15 protein-coding genes are annotated in these 16,359 nt (G+C 58.3%); 4 read left to right on the top strand and 11 right to left on the bottom strand.

Going from position 1 to position 16,359, the window contains the following annotated elements; all coding sequences use genetic code 11:
• Together PROAA_RS17585 and PROAA_RS17580 are read left to right on the top strand one after the other, a co-directional pair.
• Positions 1–3,461 (top strand): PAS domain S-box protein (locus PROAA_RS17585; RefSeq protein ID WP_222102348.1); only part of this gene is annotated, 3,461 nt, incomplete at its 5' end.
• Positions 3,458–3,862: a surface-adhesin E family protein gene (locus tag PROAA_RS17580; protein ID WP_186412589.1), complete on the top strand. Its 405-nt coding sequence runs from the start codon at positions 3,458–3,460 to the stop codon at positions 3,860–3,862. The genes PROAA_RS17585 and PROAA_RS17580, both read left to right, overlap by 4 nt.
• A gap of 31 nt (positions 3,863–3,893) precedes the next feature.
• Here the strand turns inward: PROAA_RS17580 and PROAA_RS17575 are convergent, their stop codons facing one another.
• From PROAA_RS17575 to PROAA_RS17560, 4 genes are all read right to left on the bottom strand, one after another.
• Positions 3,894–4,301 carry a COG4315 family predicted lipoprotein gene (locus tag PROAA_RS17575; RefSeq protein WP_186412588.1) on the bottom strand — a complete coding sequence of 136 codons (408 nt, stop codon included), beginning with the start codon at positions 4,299–4,301 and terminating at the stop codon, positions 3,894–3,896.
• Between the two features lie 172 nt (positions 4,302–4,473).
• Positions 4,474–5,208 carry an anti-sigma factor gene (locus tag PROAA_RS17570; RefSeq protein WP_186412587.1) on the bottom strand — a complete coding sequence of 245 codons (735 nt, stop codon included), beginning with the start codon at positions 5,206–5,208 and terminating at the stop codon, positions 4,474–4,476.
• On the bottom strand, positions 5,205–5,771 hold the full coding sequence (locus PROAA_RS17565) for a sigma-70 family RNA polymerase sigma factor (protein WP_186412586.1): 567 nt from the start codon (positions 5,769–5,771) through the stop codon (positions 5,205–5,207). Before PROAA_RS17565 ends, PROAA_RS17570 begins: the two co-directional genes overlap by 4 nt.
• 128 nt (positions 5,772–5,899) lie before the next feature.
• On the bottom strand, positions 5,900–7,606 hold the full coding sequence (locus tag PROAA_RS17560; RefSeq protein WP_186412585.1) for a diphosphate--fructose-6-phosphate 1-phosphotransferase: 1,707 nt from the start codon (positions 7,604–7,606) through the stop codon (positions 5,900–5,902).
• 283 nt (positions 7,607–7,889) lie between these two features.
• Here PROAA_RS17560 and PROAA_RS17555 point away from each other — a divergent pair, with 283 nt between their 5' ends.
• Positions 7,890–9,545, top strand: coding sequence for a phosphoethanolamine transferase (locus PROAA_RS17555; protein ID WP_186412584.1), 1,656 nt, complete (start codon positions 7,890–7,892; stop codon positions 9,543–9,545).
• Positions 9,546–9,632: 87 nt separating this feature from the next.
• Complete coding sequence (locus PROAA_RS17550; RefSeq protein WP_186412583.1) at positions 9,633–10,451, top strand: symmetrical bis(5'-nucleosyl)-tetraphosphatase; 819 nt, start codon at positions 9,633–9,635, stop codon at positions 10,449–10,451.
• Here PROAA_RS17550 and PROAA_RS17545 read toward each other — a convergent pair.
• The 7 genes from PROAA_RS17545 to accB form a co-directional block, all read right to left on the bottom strand.
• Positions 10,387–11,184: a lysophospholipid acyltransferase family protein gene (locus tag PROAA_RS17545; RefSeq protein WP_186412582.1), complete on the bottom strand. Its 798-nt coding sequence runs from the start codon at positions 11,182–11,184 to the stop codon at positions 10,387–10,389. The two genes, PROAA_RS17550 and PROAA_RS17545, sit on opposite strands and share 65 nt — an antisense overlap.
• A gap of 12 nt (positions 11,185–11,196) precedes the next feature.
• The gene (locus tag PROAA_RS17540; protein ID WP_186412581.1) at positions 11,197–11,649 is read right to left on the bottom strand and encodes an outer membrane lipoprotein; all 453 of its coding nucleotides are present in this window, start codon (positions 11,647–11,649) and stop codon (positions 11,197–11,199) included.
• 11 nt (positions 11,650–11,660) lie between these two features.
• Positions 11,661–12,596 (bottom strand): carbohydrate kinase family protein, encoded by a 936-nt coding sequence (locus PROAA_RS17535; RefSeq protein WP_186412591.1) that lies wholly within the window; start codon positions 12,594–12,596, stop codon positions 11,661–11,663.
• A 98-nt stretch (positions 12,597–12,694) separates the two neighbouring features.
• Complete coding sequence (locus tag PROAA_RS17530; protein ID WP_186412580.1) at positions 12,695–13,648, bottom strand: DUF3426 domain-containing protein; 954 nt, start codon at positions 13,646–13,648, stop codon at positions 12,695–12,697.
• A 3-nt stretch (positions 13,649–13,651) separates the two neighbouring features.
• Positions 13,652–14,542, bottom strand: a complete 891-nt coding sequence (prmA, locus tag PROAA_RS17525; RefSeq protein ID WP_186412579.1) for a 50S ribosomal protein L11 methyltransferase — start codon at positions 14,540–14,542, stop codon at positions 13,652–13,654.
• 11 nt (positions 14,543–14,553) lie between these two features.
• On the bottom strand, positions 14,554–15,918 hold the full coding sequence (accC, locus tag PROAA_RS17520; protein ID WP_186412578.1) for an acetyl-CoA carboxylase biotin carboxylase subunit: 1,365 nt from the start codon (positions 15,916–15,918) through the stop codon (positions 14,554–14,556).
• 15 nt (positions 15,919–15,933) lie between these two features.
• The coding region (gene accB / locus PROAA_RS17515) for an acetyl-CoA carboxylase biotin carboxyl carrier protein (RefSeq protein WP_186412577.1) at positions 15,934–16,359 on the bottom strand (426 nt) is incomplete at its 5' end.

The raw sequence follows: 16,359 nt of genomic DNA, 5'->3' as shown, positions 1-16,359 counted from the left end.
ATTCCGTGTTCTGGATTACGCAAGCAATAGGGGGCAAGGCCGGCATGGAGGGACATTGGGTGATTGATCCAGGTCAGCGGCCGATTCGCGCCAAGCACCACGGCATTGGAGATATGGCGCGCGCATGGCTGTACGTTTTGCTGAGTGCGCTGTTTTTGATGGCCGCCTGTCCCGTTCAGGCAGATGATGGCGCTGCTCCGAAACCACTGACTCTATCCCCTGCGGAAACAGACTGGCTGGCCGCGCATCCTGTGGTTCGCTTGGGTATCGACCCGAATTACGGCCCCTATTCTTTCCTTGATGAACAAGGAGAATTGCGCGGGGCGGTGCGCGATTTCCTGACCTGCTTCGAGCGGGCACTTGGCCTTCGCTTCGAGATCATCAGCAATCTTGAATGGCCCCAACTCATGGAGGCTGTGCAACAGCAGCGTATCGATGGCGTGGCTACCGTAGTGCGCCTGCCGGAAAGGGAGGCTTTTCTCGAATTCACCGATATCTACCTGCCGACCCCACTGGTCGTCATGACACGCGCTGACGCCGAGCCGTTGAGCGCACTGAAACAACTAGAGAGTTTACGCCTGAGCCTGGTGTCGGGCTATGCGTCCAGCAAGCAGGTCATGGCCTTGTATCCGGCAATCAAGCCGTTCTATGTCGCCACGCCAATCGACGGCCTGCGGGCGGTTGCGTCGAATGCAGCGGACGCCTATGTCGGCGTACTCGGCGTGAACACTTTTCTTGCGAACAAGTACGGTATCTCCAATCTCAAGGTCAATGCCGCCTTCGACATGGCCGTTAATGGCCAACGCATCGGAGTGCGCAAGGATTGGCCGCAACTGGCCCACCTTCTCGACAAGGCGCTCGACGCGATGCCCGCTCGACAGCGCACGGAAATCTGGCACCGTTGGCTGCCCGTTCAGGTCGATGAAATCCAACTGCTGGGCAAGCCCACCCTGGCCGCTCTCCTGTTTCCCTGGTTGCTCGGACTGATCGGCTTGTCGCTGGCGGGCTATTGCGTCGTGCTGCTGTGGAACCGCCAACTGAAGCGCGAGTTGGCCAAGCGCGTGAACGAACTGGCGGCAAGCGCCAACCGGTTGCGGGAAGCAGAGGCTATCGCTCAGGTGGGCCACTGGCGATACCGGGTCGCCGACGGCGACATTCAGTGGTCGGATGAGCTCTATCGCATTTTCGGCCTGGCGCCGCAATCCCGGCAAATAAGTTACGACTGGCTTCTCGACCATGTCCACCCCGAAGACCGGGAACAGCATGACTCCTACCTCGCGCGCTTGCTTGCAAGCGGGCCTGGCGAGCCGGCTGGCGAGTTACTGTATCGCCTCATCCGTCCAGAGGGAGAGGAGAGGACGGTTCGGGTTCGTGTGCAAGTAGAACGCGATGATTCGGGCAAGCCCGTCGCGCTGTTTGGCATCCTGCAGGACGTCACTGAACGCGTGAGCGAGGAAGCGGAGCTGAAGCGACTGCACTCCACGCTGAATGCGCTGGTGGAAGGCAGCACGGACGCGATCTTCGTCAAGGATGCCGAGGGACGCTATATCATCGGCAATCACGGATTGGCGGATTTGCTCGGGCGACCGATGGCCGAAATTCTTGGCGCAGACGATTACACTCTGTTCCCAGCCGAAGTCGCCGCGCGTTTTCAGGCCGATGACCGGCGCGTGACGCATAGAGGAGCGACCGAGACGTACGAGGAAACTGTCGTGGCCGGCGGAATGAATATTCCCATGCTGACTACCAAAGGCCCGCTGTGGATTGAAGGCAAGATCAAGGGCGTGTTCGGCATTGCCCGTGACATCTCCGTGTTGAAGCAGTCCGAAACCGCATTGCTCGAGAGTGAGGAGCGCTTTCGCCGCGCGTTCAGACTCATTCCGAATGCCTTGACGCTGCAGGACGGAGACGGCGTTCTGCTGGATTGCAGCGACGCCTTTTGCGAGTCAACGGGATTTGCCCGCGAGGAAGTGCTGGGCCGCGATACACTGCAACTTGGCTTGTGGGTCAAGCCTGAGCAGCGCGCCGCCATGCGGTCGGTACTGCTGAGGGATGGTCGGGTGGACGATTTTGAAATCCAGTTATGCCGCCGCGATGGCCAGATCAGGACGGTGCAGCTTTCGGCGCGCTATCTGACGCGGGAGCCCGAACCCATTTTGCTGACGGTCGCCCATGACATCACCGAGCGTACGTTGGCCGAGGCCGAAGTCAGAAGACTCAACGCCGAGCTGGAAGAACGCGTTCTCGCGCGTACCAGCGAACTCGAAAATACGAATCGGCTACTCACGCTTGAGAAACATAAAGCTGAAGCCGCCAACATTGCCAAGAGCGCATTTCTGGCCAACATGAGTCACGAAATCCGTACACCGATGAACGCCATCGTCGGCATGGCCAATCTTCTGCGGCGCGGTGATCTCACACCGCAGCAGACCGAACGACTCGATACCATCGACAGTTCATCCCGGCACCTGCTGTCGATCATCAACGACATCCTGGATCTTTCGAAGATCGAGGCCGGGAAATTCGTCCTGGAAGAAGCGCCGGTGAGTCTCACCAATCTGTTGGGCAATCTCACGTCCATACTGTCCGAACGCGTCAGGGCCAAAGGCCTGATCCTGCGAGTCAAAACCGTGACTTTCCCGCCCAATCTGCAGGGCGATCAGACGCGCCTGCAGCAGGCTCTGCTCAACTATGCCACCAACGCGATCAAGTTCACGGAAACCGGTGACGTGACTCTGCATCTCAGCCTGCAGGAGGAGGATGCAGAGTCCGTACTTGTACGTTTCTCGGTGGAGGATACCGGTATCGGTATTGCGCCCGAGACTTTGTCCCGGCTGTTCGGCGCGTTCGAGCAGGCCGACAATTCGACCACGCGCAAGTATGGCGGTACCGGTCTGGGACTAGCCATCACGCGGCGACTCGCCGAACAGATGGGTGGCGAAGTAGGCGTCGAGAGTACGCCGGGTGTGGGGAGCACCTTCTGGTTCACAGCACGTCTGAAGAAAGGTGCCGAAGCGATGATCACGCCACAGGCAGACCCCGCCGATTTCGAGATGGCGCTGCGGCAACGCCATGCGGGGAAGCGCATTCTGGTCGTCGACGACGAGCCGATCAACAGGGAAATCGCCAGGCTGCAACTGGAAGCCGCCGGGCTGGACGTAGACACTGCGGTCGATGGTGTGGACGCTATTGCCCTTGCCTGTCAGACGGCCTTCGCTGCGATTCTGATGGACATGCAGATGCCGAGGCTAGACGGTCTGGAGGCGACACGACGGATTCGCGAGTTGCCCGGTTACCGCGATACTCCCATTCTGGCCATGACGGCGAATGCTTTTGTCGAGGACAAGATGCGCTGCCTGGATGCGGGGATGGACGACTTCCTGATTAAACCTTTCATACCCGAGCTGTTGTTTGCGACATTGCTAAAGTACCTGGATGCGCGATCCAATCGAACTTCATGAAAACGGAAAAACGACTCGCACTGACCCTGGCACTCGCGGCAATGAGCAGCGCCGCATTGGCCGAATGGATCGAGATTGAAAAGTTCGACGACGGGATGCGCGTGTACGTTGACAAAGCGACTGTCCGCAAAAGCGGCGGCACGGCTGAAGTGAGCCATCTCGTTCGCTGGGGCGAAGCGCAACAGGAACCGGGAAGGCCTCCGTATCTGTCTACGGTTGTGCGTACGGCATACAACTGTGCGGACAAGGGGGAAAAGTATCTGGGCTCGATCTCCTACACCGGTGCGATGGGCAACGGCGACAGAGTGGCCTCGGATGAAAACGAAGCGCTCGTATGGTATTCGATCTCCGAGCCGTCGATGGAAGACAAGCTCTGGAAGATCGCCTGCGGGTTGAATTGAGCGAAACGCTCAATTCAACCCAGGTCGAGGATCAATAACCGCTGCTCGGTTTCGCCGCGGCTGGTTTCATGTCGTTCCGCACAAGATGCCAGACACCGTTCTTGTTATCGCCGTTCATATCGCCCGGATTGGCATCGCCTGCGTAGAGGTACAGCGGCATTCCTTGGTAGGCCCACTGCGAGGTCCCATCATCGCGCTTGATCACCGTAAAGTTGGCGTCGGCCATCGACGCGTCGGTGACTGCGAAAGGTGGCCAGGCCGTCGCACAGCCCCCAGTGCAATTGCTGTGGCCTTTGCTGTCCTTGTCGAAGGTGTATAGCGAGCGGCCGTCCTTGGTGCTCACGATGCCACCCTTCTCCATGGTGGGATTGGCTTGTGCGGATAAAGAAGCCGCGAGGATCGCGCTGAACAGGGTCAGTGAAAAGAGATTCCGTTTCATTCGATGTGCTCCAAAAGTTGGTCCGTGATTCGGCAAGAAAGAACAACAAGGAAGTAAACCACGATGCAATGACAACTCCTTGTGTGACGACATACGGGGCAGTCCATCGGATGGATGCACCCGGTGAATGGATTTATTGAGGGATCTGGATTTGGATTCGGTTCTGGCGCGATTACCAGAGCCGCACGCAATGCCCGGACAATACGAACGCGCTCGGCCCCTCGGGCTGTGATCCGGACGCCTCTAGTGAAACGCCCAGCCGCGATACGTTCGCCAACAGCTTTTCGGCGGTGTCGGCCAATATCAGCTCGCCTTTGCCTTCGGACGGAATACTGCCCAGGCGCATGGGCGGCAAGTCATTTCCCGCCTGATCGTGTGGTAGAGCCCACAAGGTGAGAGCCTGGCCCGCCGGTACCGTGATCGGTTTTAGCATCTTCAGCTTCAGGCGTTTGCCATGGCGCGTCGTGCTGGCCAGCAAGGACGGAATTCCTGTCTGGTCAAGCAGCAGGCCCACATAACTTTGCGACAGCGCTTTCTCCTGTTGCGCTTCGATCGGAAAGAAGGCGCTTGGCGCCATCTTGACGATCAGGACGCCCATGATGATTCCGGAAAGCACACCCCCCAGTGGCCGCAACCAGTTCAGTCGCCAGGCGCGGGAGGCGGTGCGTTGCGCACGGGCACCATTGATATGCGACTCGATCTTCTTCCACACTTGCACCGAAGGCGCCGACTCCGGCACCGATTGGGCCAAGGGATGCAGTCTTGATTCCCAGGCGGCAACAGCCATGCGCGCATTGTGCAGGGAAGCCAGGATGCGCTCGAAACGACGGCGCGCCGGGCCGCGCAAGGTGCCGAGCACATACTCGGACGCCAGGCTCTCCAACAATGCCGGCCGGTCGTAATTCATTCCCTGCTCTCCATGCAGTGCTTCAGGCGCTCCAGTCCGCGACGCACCCAGGATTTCACCGTGCCCAGAGGTGCGTGTATCCGCTCTGCCACTTCGCTGTGCGAGAGGCCATGGTAATACGCCAGCGCCAGGCTTTGACGCTGCGCCACGTCAAGAGCCTGCATGCAGTCCTGGATGGCCAGCGACTGCGTCGCCTGCATCAGCAATTCCAGCGGATCTGGGCGTTCGTCTGCAATATCGCGATAGTTCCCTGCCTCGTTCTGCACCAACGCCGTTTCGCGTCGCACAGGTGCGCTACGCGCGACGTCCAAAGACTTGTTGCGCACGATGCTGATCAGCCAGGTCATTGGTTGGCTAGTCGACGCACTGTAGACGCCAGCGTGGTGCCAGACGTTGACAAAGGCATCCTGCAAGACATCCTCGGCCGCATCACGCCGACGCAAGATACGAAGTGCGATGCCGAACAGATGCGTGGAAGTCATTTCATAGACCTGGCGAAATGCCACCTTGTCGCCCAGTGCGACTCTGGCAAGTTGCTGCGCAAGTACTTCCGAATCGGTCATCTGCATGTCCCTCGCGGGTATTGGCCCGGACGTGAATAATCATAGCAAGAAGCGCGGCCTGCCATAAACAAAAAAGGCCACACGTAAAACGTGTGGCCTTTGAGCGAGGTGAAGCAGAAGCAGCCGGATCAGCCGATCTTGAACGCCAGCGATCCGGATCCGGAATTGAGCGCTACGCTGATCGGCTGCTGGTACGCGGATGTGCCCCACAACTGGCGCGGGCCGGGTGAGGAGAACAGATCGTCAGCGGACCAGTCGGCGCGGCGCGAAACGAAGTATGTCATCGCGGGTGAATCCATCTTGACCAGCGCCTTCTCGATGACGAACTCGTCCTGACCATGACGGCGCTCGATGTTGAGCAGGCCGGTCAGCGGGATCGCCTGCGGCGAACCACCGGAGGTGAGGCCGGTGATGGTCGCCATGTAACCGGTACGTCCGTCGAGGATCAGCGAGCCGGCGGTGAGGCCGAGGTTGTAGGTGTAAGCTGCGTCGAACAGGGTCGGCGCGCCGCAACGGCCCTCGTAGCCGAGGAAGTGGCAATGTGCGTCGAAGGGTACCTTGGCGTCGATGATCTTGACGCGTGCCTTGACCATATCCACCAGCAGCTGCTCGGTGGGAATCAGCGAAACCTGCAGATTGCCGTGCGAGTCGCGGTCGGCGAGCAGCTTCCTGACAACGTAGTCGGGCAACGAGGCCAGCAGGCGGGCATTGTCGGCAGACAGCTTTCCTTGAACGAAGGCTGACTTGGCGTCGTCGGCCAGTGCGGCGAACTCGGCCGTATCGTGCGCCAGCGCATCGTTGAGTTCGGCGATGAGCGTATTCATCTCGGGTATGAATTCGATCAGTCCTTCGGGGATGAGGACTACGCCGTGATTCATGCCCTTGCCGGAGCGCAGCACCACGGTCTGGGCGATCTGCTCGACGATGGATGCCAGCGACTGTTTCTTCTCCGCGACTTCTTCTGAAATGATAGTGACGGCCGGTTTGGTTTGCAGCGCCACTTCGATGGCCACGTGCGAGGCAGAGCGGCCCATCAGCTTGATGAAGTGCCAATACTTCAGCGAGGAGCGGGTGTCCTGCAGAATATTGCCGACCATTTCGCTGTAAATCTTGGTGGCCGTGTCAAAGCCAAAGGAAATCGGCAACAGGTCGCCGATTTGCAGGTCGCCGTCGATGGTTTTCGGCACGCCGATGACTTGCACGCCGGAGCCGTCGGCCTTGACGCCCTTGAACAGGAATTCGGCAAGCACGGCCGCATTGGTGTTGGAGTCGTCGCCCCCGATGACGACGATGGCGTCGAGGTTGTGCTTGACGCAGGTAGCCTTGACTTGTGCAAACTGATCGTCACTCTTGATCTTGGTCCGATCGGTTCCGAGGAAGTCAAAACCGCCAGTGTTGATGACGTTGCCAACATCGGCATCGGTGATCTCGAACAGGTTGCCCAGTAGCAAACCCTTGGGGCCGGGCTTGACGCCGAACAGGGTGTTGCCCTTGCCGAGTACGCGCTTGATGCCACAGACCACATTGTGGCCGCCGGAAGCGGGGCCGCCGGAAAACAGAACAGCAACGCGTTTGCCCTGCGCCGCCTTCGTATTTGCGCCGGCAGATGAGAGGACGACATTGCCCGAAGCCTGCACCGAGTTCGGGAAGCTCTTGGCGACGCTGTCACTATCCTTGGTGCTCAATACGCGAGAACTGTTGGCGAAACTGACGGCCTGTGGCCCGTCCGCTGCCCCGAATGCGGCACAAACGGGGAGTGGCAATTGACGCACGGCCGATTCGAAAATCGAATTGTGCGCTTCCATTTTCTGTAGTTGTCCTGCCAAGGTGCTCATGGTTTGATCCTTAATAGAAAAGAGAGGTGCAGAGAGGTGCAAAATTGCGGTTTCACCGATCGGTACAGTGGCTTGACGCGTGATTGTCTCGCGCTTGTCACTCCGACACCGTACGATCATGCCGTTCATCGAAAAACCGTGCGATTCTACCTCAATCGCTTTTTAGGTGCAGTAGTCGCTCCGATGCTCCGCTAGTGAGGAGCAGCGCAGCAAGCTTACGCCTGATCGGGAAGTTATACTCTCACCCTTCTTCAAATAATTCACCCTCGGTTTGGTCCGGCGAATGACAATACTTGCAGCGGCTTTGGCGCGATGGCGTCAGTGGCGACCGAGCCTGCGCGTCGAAACTCTGGCGCTGATCGCCAGTGTATTCTTCTCGGTAGCCTGCAATGGATCGTTCTGGGAAGCCTCACTTGCCGGGCGCGCGCTGTCGCAACCAGCGACCTGGTTATTCGCCGCCGGCTTGTTCACTGCGGTGACATCGATACATTTCATTTTGCTTTGCTTGCTTCTCAACCGCTGGACGGCAAAGCCCTTGCTCGGGCTGATCATCGTGGTCACCGCCTTTGCGACGTACTACATGGGCACGTTCACCGTATTCCTCGATCCGAGCATGCTGCGCAATGTTCTGCGTACCGATACAAAGGAAGCAGGAGAATTGCTCAACCCTGGAATGCTGCCGAGTCTGCTGGTTCTCGCGGTGCTGCCCTTGCTGGTGTTATGGCGTATCCGTTTGCGCCTTGATTCCTTCTGGCGCGCATTGCTAATTCGTCTGCTTACCGTGTTCGTTGCTGTTCTACTTGTCGCGGGAGCGCTGCTGGCCGTGTTTCAGGATGTGGCGCCGCTGATGCGCAACAACAAGGAGATACGCTACCTCATTACGCCCGCCAATTACCTCTATTCGCTGGTTCGGGTGATTAGTGCGGACGCAAGCACAGCAGGCCGCCCGCGCCTGCAGATCGGTCTTGATGCGACTCGGGCGGAAAGTTGGCGGCAGCGGGAAAAACCGGCGCTGGTCGTCATCGTCGTTGGCGAAACAGCGCGCACCGCCAACTGGGGATTGTCGGGTTATGCACGCCAGACTACCCCGGAATTGGCGCGTCTCGGTGTCATCAACTTCAGTCAGGTGACAAGCTGCGGCACGAACACGGAAGTTTCGGTCCCCTGTCTGTTCTCGGTATACGGAAGACGCAACTACGATGAAGGCAAGATTCGTGGAAGTGAATCGCTGCTCAACGTGCTGGCCCGGGCGGACTTCCGGGTGATCTGGCGGGACAATCAATCCGGCTGCAAGGGCGTCTGCGAAGGGGTCGAGGAAGACAAGCTTGGCAACTCCAAAGTGCCTGAATGGTGCGACGGGGATCGTTGTCTGGACGAAATTCTATTGCACGGGCTCGATCAAGTGCTGGCTGACAGCAAGGGCAGTCTGGTGCTCGTGCTGCATCAGCTCGGCAACCATGGCCCCGCCTATTTCAAACGCTATCCACCCGCTTTCAGAAAGTACGAGCCGACGTGCGATTCGGCAGATTTGGCCAAGTGTTCCCAGGAGGCGATCGTCAATACCTACGACAATGCTTTGCTCTATACGGATCATATGCTGGCGCAGACGATTGCCTTCCTGACGAAGCAAGATCGAAAATACCACACGGCGATGATCTACCTTTCCGACCATGGCGAATCGCTCGGAGAAAACGGCTTGTATCTGCACGGAGTGCCGTACTCGATTGCGCCCAAGGTGCAGACCGAGGTGCCGATGGTGATGTGGTTCTCCCCCGGCTTTGCCAAGAGCTTTTCGCTGGATACGGACTGTTTGCGCCAGCGCTCCAGCTTGCCGGCATCTCACGACAATCTGTTTCACTCGGTACTCGGGCTGCTGGATGTACGTACCAGCGTCTATGATTCTGAAATGGACCTTTCAGCGACTTGTCGACACCAATGATTGTCAGGAGGTTTGCTTTGCGACAGATGCGGTTGATCTTTTGTGCGACAGGTGCTGGATTCTGTACGACTACACGGGGAGAATGGGTTGGCAACCTACGCAATCGGTGACATTCAGGGTTGTTTCGATTCTTTTATGCGCCTGCTTGAGCGGTGCGCGTTCGACCCGAAGCATGATCGGCTGTGGCTGGTTGGCGATCTCGTCAATCGGGGTCCGCGCTCGTTGGAGACGCTGCGTTTCGTGCGCGATCTCGGGCCAACGGCGGTCGCCGTTCTGGGCAACCACGACCTTTCGCTATTGATGGCTGCCGAGGGGTTCGGGAAGCGCGGTAAGGGTGACACCTTCGATGAGATTCTGGCCGCTCCGGACCGCGACGAACTACTTGGCTGGCTTCGGCACCGGCCGTTGTGCCATGTCGAAAACCAGTACTGCATGGTGCACGCTGGATTGCTGCCGCAATGGACGGCCTCCGAAGCGCGGTCTTTGGCTGCCGAAGTCGAGGCGGCACTGACGGCAGCCGATTGGCGTGAATTCATGTCGCAAATGTGGGGTAGTGAACCCGCTTCATGGCGGAATGAGCTCGAAGGCTGGCCGCGCCTGCGCGTGATCGTCAACGCCATGACGCGCATGCGCTTCTGCTCGCCCGACGGTGCCATGGATTTCCGGTTCAAGGGCGAGGTTGCCAAGGCGCCAGCCGGCTGCATGCCGTGGTTTCAGGTGCCGGGCCGGCGCAGCGCGGATGCCGTTCTGGTCACCGGCCACTGGTCGGCGCTGGGCTTGAAGGTCACGACCAACTTGATGGCGCTGGATTCCGGCTGCCTGTGGGGTGGTTCGCTGTCGGCTATCCGCTTTGAGGACCGGGCAGTTTTTCAGGTGGATTGTTCGAAGAAAGAAATCCGAGCTTGATGGCGATGGCAGTGTGCGCCACTTTGGCCAATTCGCGGCGATGAAGCTTCGTGGAGTCGATTACGGGTGCCGGAATCAGGAGAACCGTCAGTGAGCGCTTGGCAAGAATGGCTGAAAAGCATTGTGCCAGCGTCGTGTCTCCGGCAAACGAAGGCGCCAGACTGACGCGCCCATCTGCATCGTGGTATGAGATCGCCAAGGGCAGAACCGGTCGCCCTGTTTCGATCGCCGGCTGCAACAGAGCCGCGTGAAAACCCAGCATGTGAGTTCCGTCGGTCGTGGTTCCTTCCGGGAAGATGGCGACATCCATGCCGGTATTGAGCAAGGCGTCTATTTCGGCATTCACTATCCGGGCATGACCGCGGCTCCCCCTGCGCAGGAATACCGTGTCATTCTGTTTCGCCAGCCAGCCAAAGAATGGCCACTGGCGTATCTCTGCCTTGGAAATGAAGGCGACCGGGCGCAGGGCATAAACAGCAAAGATGTCCAGCCAGGAAATGTGATTGGCGACGATCAGGCTGCCGTGAGGTGCATCGGTCGGCAGTGTCTCAAGATGGACGGAAAGAATCTTCAGTATCTGGTGCGACCAACGTTGTTTCAGGAATGCTCGCCGTTTTTCGCCAATCAGCGGGTAGAAAATAAACGTGCCGATACCAATCCACACCAGGTGGAGCAGCAGTCTAAGGCAGCGAAAACAACGGATCGGATAGGGCGTCGGGCCGGCTTTGGTCATCAAAGCAGCAGGTTAATGGGTAACCCGCGTTGAACCGCTGCCACTCAGGACGCGAACGCGTTCGCCCGGATGAAAGAATTCACCCATCTCCTGAACCACTGCGATCAACGTGCCATTGTCGAGGCTGACCGTAATCTCCAGCGCGTTCTTCTTGGTGGCGTTCTCTTCGATGGCGGTGCCTGCCATGCCGCCAAGCACCGCGCCGATGATGGCGCCGACGATCTGTCCCTTGCCGCCTCCTACCGTGCTGCCGGCAACGCCGCCGACGGCAGCGCCGGCCAATGTTCCGGCGCCAGACTGTGTGCCTTCCATGGTGACTTCACGCACGCTTTCGACTACTCCAGTGCGGACGATCATCTCGCGCCGCGTCTGATCGCGAGAGTAAACATCGCCCGACTTGCTGCTCGCACATCCTGCCAGCACCAGCGAAACCAGTAGTACCGCGAGTACTTTAAGCTTGTCCATTTTCGCCCTCATTACCAAGGCGCCTTGCCGAAGGCTGCTTCGTAGCGTATGGCGATTTCTTCACGACTCGGGCGATGGTTCTGCCCTCCGCGATGACCTATTTTGATGGCCCCCATCAGCGCCGCCATCCGCCCCGTTTTTACCCAGTCCCAGGCCTCGGAAATGCCATAGAGCAGGCCTGAACGATAGGCGTCGCCACAACCGGTGGGGTCGATCAATGCATCGGCTTTGACGCAGGGAATCTCGTGGCGTTGCCCTTCAGCAAAAATAAGCGAGCCTTCGCTACCGCGGGTAACGATCAGGGCACAGACCTCGTCAGCAAGCTGTTCAATCGAACGGCCGGTTCTATCGCACAGCAGTTTCGCTTCGTAGTCGTTGAAACAGGCGTATTCCGCGAGCCGCATGAACTGCAGCAGTTCCTCGCCCGAGAACATGGGCAGTCCCTGTCCCGGGTCAAAAACGAACGGGATTCCGGCAGCAACCAGATCATTGGCATGTTTAAGCATCCCGTCTCGTCCGTCAGGAGCAACGATGCCCAGCGTCGCACCTTTGGCATCGGAAACTTTGTTGAGGTGCGAGAAGCTCATGGCGCCGGGGTGGAAAGCGGTAATCTGATTGTCGTCCAGATCCGTTGTAATGAATGCCTGCGCGGTAAAGCTTCCGGCGATGCGGCGCACGTGAGAGCGAGAAATCCCCAGGTCGTCCAGTCGAAGGAGATAGGAATCAGCGTCATCGCCAACGGTGGCCATGATCAGCGGCTCACCACCCAGCAACTTAAGATTGTAGGCAATGTTTCCTGCACACCCTCCGAACTCACGGCGCATTTCGGGTACCAAAAATGCGACATTCAAAATGTGGATTTGCTCCGGCAAAATATGGTTCTTGAAACGATCATGAAAAACCATGATGTTGTCGTACGCGATGGAGCCGCAGATGAGCGTGGTCATAGGGTTGTTGATAATGCTAAAGGAGTTGGACCGCGAAATTATAGCACCCGGCTTCGGGGTCTCGCGGACTGCAGCGGAGGCAACAATTGCAAGCCTGATCAGGGGTAGAAGACGTAAAGACGATAGCCAGCGGCGCTGATCTCTTTCACTTCGATCCACAGACGTACGGCGACATCGGCATTTGCCGCAAAGGGTTGGTCAGCCGGTATTTTGGGAGAAAGGTACTCTCCAGGTGAAAAAACGCGGCGCGCGATTGCGGCATCTTGCGTATCGGTAAGCGAGAGTTCAAGTGAAGGATACGCTTGCACGTAGTTGGCCCGGTTGCGCAGCGTTGCGTTCAGGATGAGCAGATCGCCGTGCGCCGGGTCAGTCTGGAGATCTGATGTTTCAATACTCATCAGTTCAATGTGGCGCGGCAAAGGAAGGCTTGAGTCGAACGCGCCACTGATGGCCTCAAGCATCGGGCGAAGGCTGGGCGAAGTGACAGCGATCTCGCTGCGGAAACGGAACACGATCTGCCCGACAAGCGCCAGCACCAACAGCAGCGAAGCGAGAACGAAAGGCCAGCGGGGCGCCTTTTCGCCCGGCACCGAGACCGGGCCAAACATCGCGCCTTCGGCCCATTTGCTGTAGCCGGGAATTTCAGTCGTCTCGCGTGGCAGAATGAGCCCGGTTGCTTTGCCCAGCTCCTGCGCGGCGGTTTCGTCGAGTGGGATCTCTTCTTCGCCGGGTACAGGTTCCGTCTCGCTCCCGGCAGGCGGTTCTACGTTATCTGCGACGGAGGGTTCTTCGAGCTGCATGTCGGCGACGTAATCGCTTCCAGCCTCGGTATTGTCAGGAGTGTCCCGCGACAGAAATGCGTCATCGAAGAACGTTTCTGTACTCTCGGGTTGCTGTGAGGAGGGTGCAGAAGGGCCTACCTCATCGAGCAAACCATCGAGAGCATTGAACACGGCATGACATTGACCGCAGCGAACATTCCCGGCGCGCACCTTCAGTTGCTCCGGGGTGACCCGGAAGGTCGTTTGGCAGACGGGGCAGCGAGTCTTCATTGCCTAGATATTGATTCCAGTCAGACAAACCCAGCCGTCGCGCGTATCGGCGACGTCGAGCTGCAGGTAAGGCGCATAGCTCGCGATCAGTTTTTCTGCCTGTTCTGCAAGAATGCCGGAGAGTGCCAGTTTGCCACCGGGGCACACGTGCGAACAGATCGCGGGCGCCAGCGCCATTAAGGGGTTGGAGAGAATATTGGCAACCACGATATCAAACTGCCCCCTGATTTCCTCTGCTGAATCGACGAAGCGAGCGCTGACTTCGTTACGTTCCGCATTGCTTTTCGCCGCGCTGACGGCCTGTAGATCAATATCGACACCGACTACTTTACTGGCGCCGAGTTTGCTTGCCGCAAGGGCCAGAATACCTGAACCGCAGCCGTAATCAAGAACCGACACGCCAGGAGTAACCGAATTTTCAAGCCATTCGAGGCAAAGGCGGGTGGTTGGATGCGACCCGGTGCCAAAGGCCATGCCTGGGTCGAGCACCAGAATGATGGCGCTGGGGTCGGGTGCCTGGTGCCACGAGGGGACAATCCACAATCCATCCGAAACGCGAATTGGATCAAACTGCGATTGAGTGAGTGTTACCCAGTCTTGTTCAGCGATGCTCTTCTGGGTGAAGGCAGGCGTAATTTCGAATCCGGCGATGCGGGCGCAGTCGGCGACCAGATCCCCAACATTAGCATCCGGTTCAAGCAGGGCGACGATGCGCGAACGTTCCCATCCGGGCGTGGTGAGTGAGCCAGGCTCACCGAATTGTGGCGTTTCGTTCGGTGTCCCGGCATCAGCATCCTCAATGCTGGCCGAAAGCGCGCCGGCCGCAATCAGCGCGTCAGCCAGCGCATCCGCGTGGGAGCAGTCCGTTTCGATGCTGACTGAAAGCCAGGCCATTTTCTGCTGACTCAGTCGTTTTTCTTGACCTCGCCTTTGGCGGCAAGTTTCTTCTCCAGGTAGTGAATGTTCATCCCGCCTTTGATGAAGCCGGCATCCAGCATCAACTCCTGGTGGAGAGCGATATTTGTCTTTATGCCTTCAATACTCATTTCAGACAGAGCAATACGCATGCGGCGAATCGCCTGATCGCGCGTGTCGCCATAGGCGATCACTTTGGCGACCATCGAGTCATAGTGTTGCGGTACGGTATAGCCTTGGTAGATGTGCGAGTCTACGCGGATGCCGGGGCCGCCAGGCGGGTGATAAGTCGTTATCTTTCCCGGAAATGGCACGAACGTGAACGGATCTTCGGCGTTAATGCGACATTCGATCGCGTGACCTCGGAAGCTCAGGTCGCGCTGCTTGAAGCGTAGTTTCTTGCCTGCCGCGACCTGAATCTGCTCCTGTACCAAGTCAACACCGCTGATCATCTCACTCACCGGATGCTCAACCTGAATGCGCGTATTCATCTCGATGAAATAGAATTCGCCATTCTCGTAGAGGAATTCGAAGGTGCCGGCGCCACGATAATTGATGCGGCGGCAGGCCTCGGCACAACGCTCGCCGATACGTGCGACATGTCGTGGCGGGATGCCGGGTGCTGGCGCTTCTTCGATGATCTTCTGATGGCGGCGCTGCATGGAACAATCGCGTTCGCCGAGATAGACGGCATTCTTAAAGCTGTCGGCCAGCACCTGAATTTCCACATGACGAGGATTTTCGAGGAACTTCTCCATATAGACGTTCGGATTGCCGAAGAAGTTTTGTGCTTCCGCGCGGGTCATCACAACCGCATTGAGCAACGCTGCCTCGGTATGCACCACACGCATGCCGCGACCGCCGCCGCCGCCGGCAGCCTTGATGATTACTGGATATCCGATAGCCTTGGCAATCTTGACAATCTCCTTCGCATCATCGGGCAGCGCGCCCTCCGACCCGGGAACGCAGGGTACGCCGGCCGCTTTCATGGCGTCCTTGGCAGAAACTTTGTCGCCCATGAGACGGATTGTTTCGGGGCGGGGGCCAATGAAAACGAAGCCGGAGGATTCGACCCGTTCGGCAAAGTCGGCGTTTTCCGAAAGGAAGCCGTACCCTGGATGTATGGCCTCGGAATCAGTAACCTCGGCCGCGGAGATAATGGCAGGCACGTTGAGGTAGCTCAGGTTGGACGGAGGAGGGCCTATGCACACCGATTCATCGGCGAGCTTTACGTACTTTGCCTCGCGGTCGGCTTCCGAATGAATTACTACCGTCTTGATACCCAATTCGCGGCAGGCGCGCTGGATACGGAGTGCGATTTCTCCGCGATTGGCAATGAGGACTTTTCCGAACATGGCGGAAGGCTCTCCTTAAGCTACGATGAACAGGGGCTCACCGTATTCGACCGGCTGGCCATTCTCGACCAGAATGGCCTTCACCGTTCCAGCGCAATCGGATTCAATCTCATTGAGCAGTTTCATTGCCTCGACAATGCACAGTGTGTCGCCAGATTTGACTATGCTGCCGACCTCGACAAACGGATCGGAGTCAGGGCTGGCCGAGCGATAGAAGGTGCCGACCATCGGCGATTTGATGACGTGTCCCTCAGGGAGATTAAGTGCTTTGCTGTCAGCAGGAGCGTCGATGGCGGGTCCAGCGGCCGGCAAGGCCACTGTTGTCGCTTGCGGCATCGTGTAAGCCTGTTGGGGAGCGGCAGTCGAGTGCTTGGCTATGCGGACTCTTTCCTCTCCTTCGGTTACTTCAAGCTCGGTGATACCCGATTCCTCGACCAGATC

This window comes from Candidatus Propionivibrio aalborgensis, assembly GCF_900089945.1.
In the GTDB taxonomy this organism is placed as follows: Bacteria; Pseudomonadota; Gammaproteobacteria; order Burkholderiales; family Rhodocyclaceae; genus Propionivibrio; species Propionivibrio aalborgensis.
The sequence above is the reverse complement of the archived record's forward strand: the minus strand, read 5'-3'. Positions and strand labels throughout refer to the sequence as shown.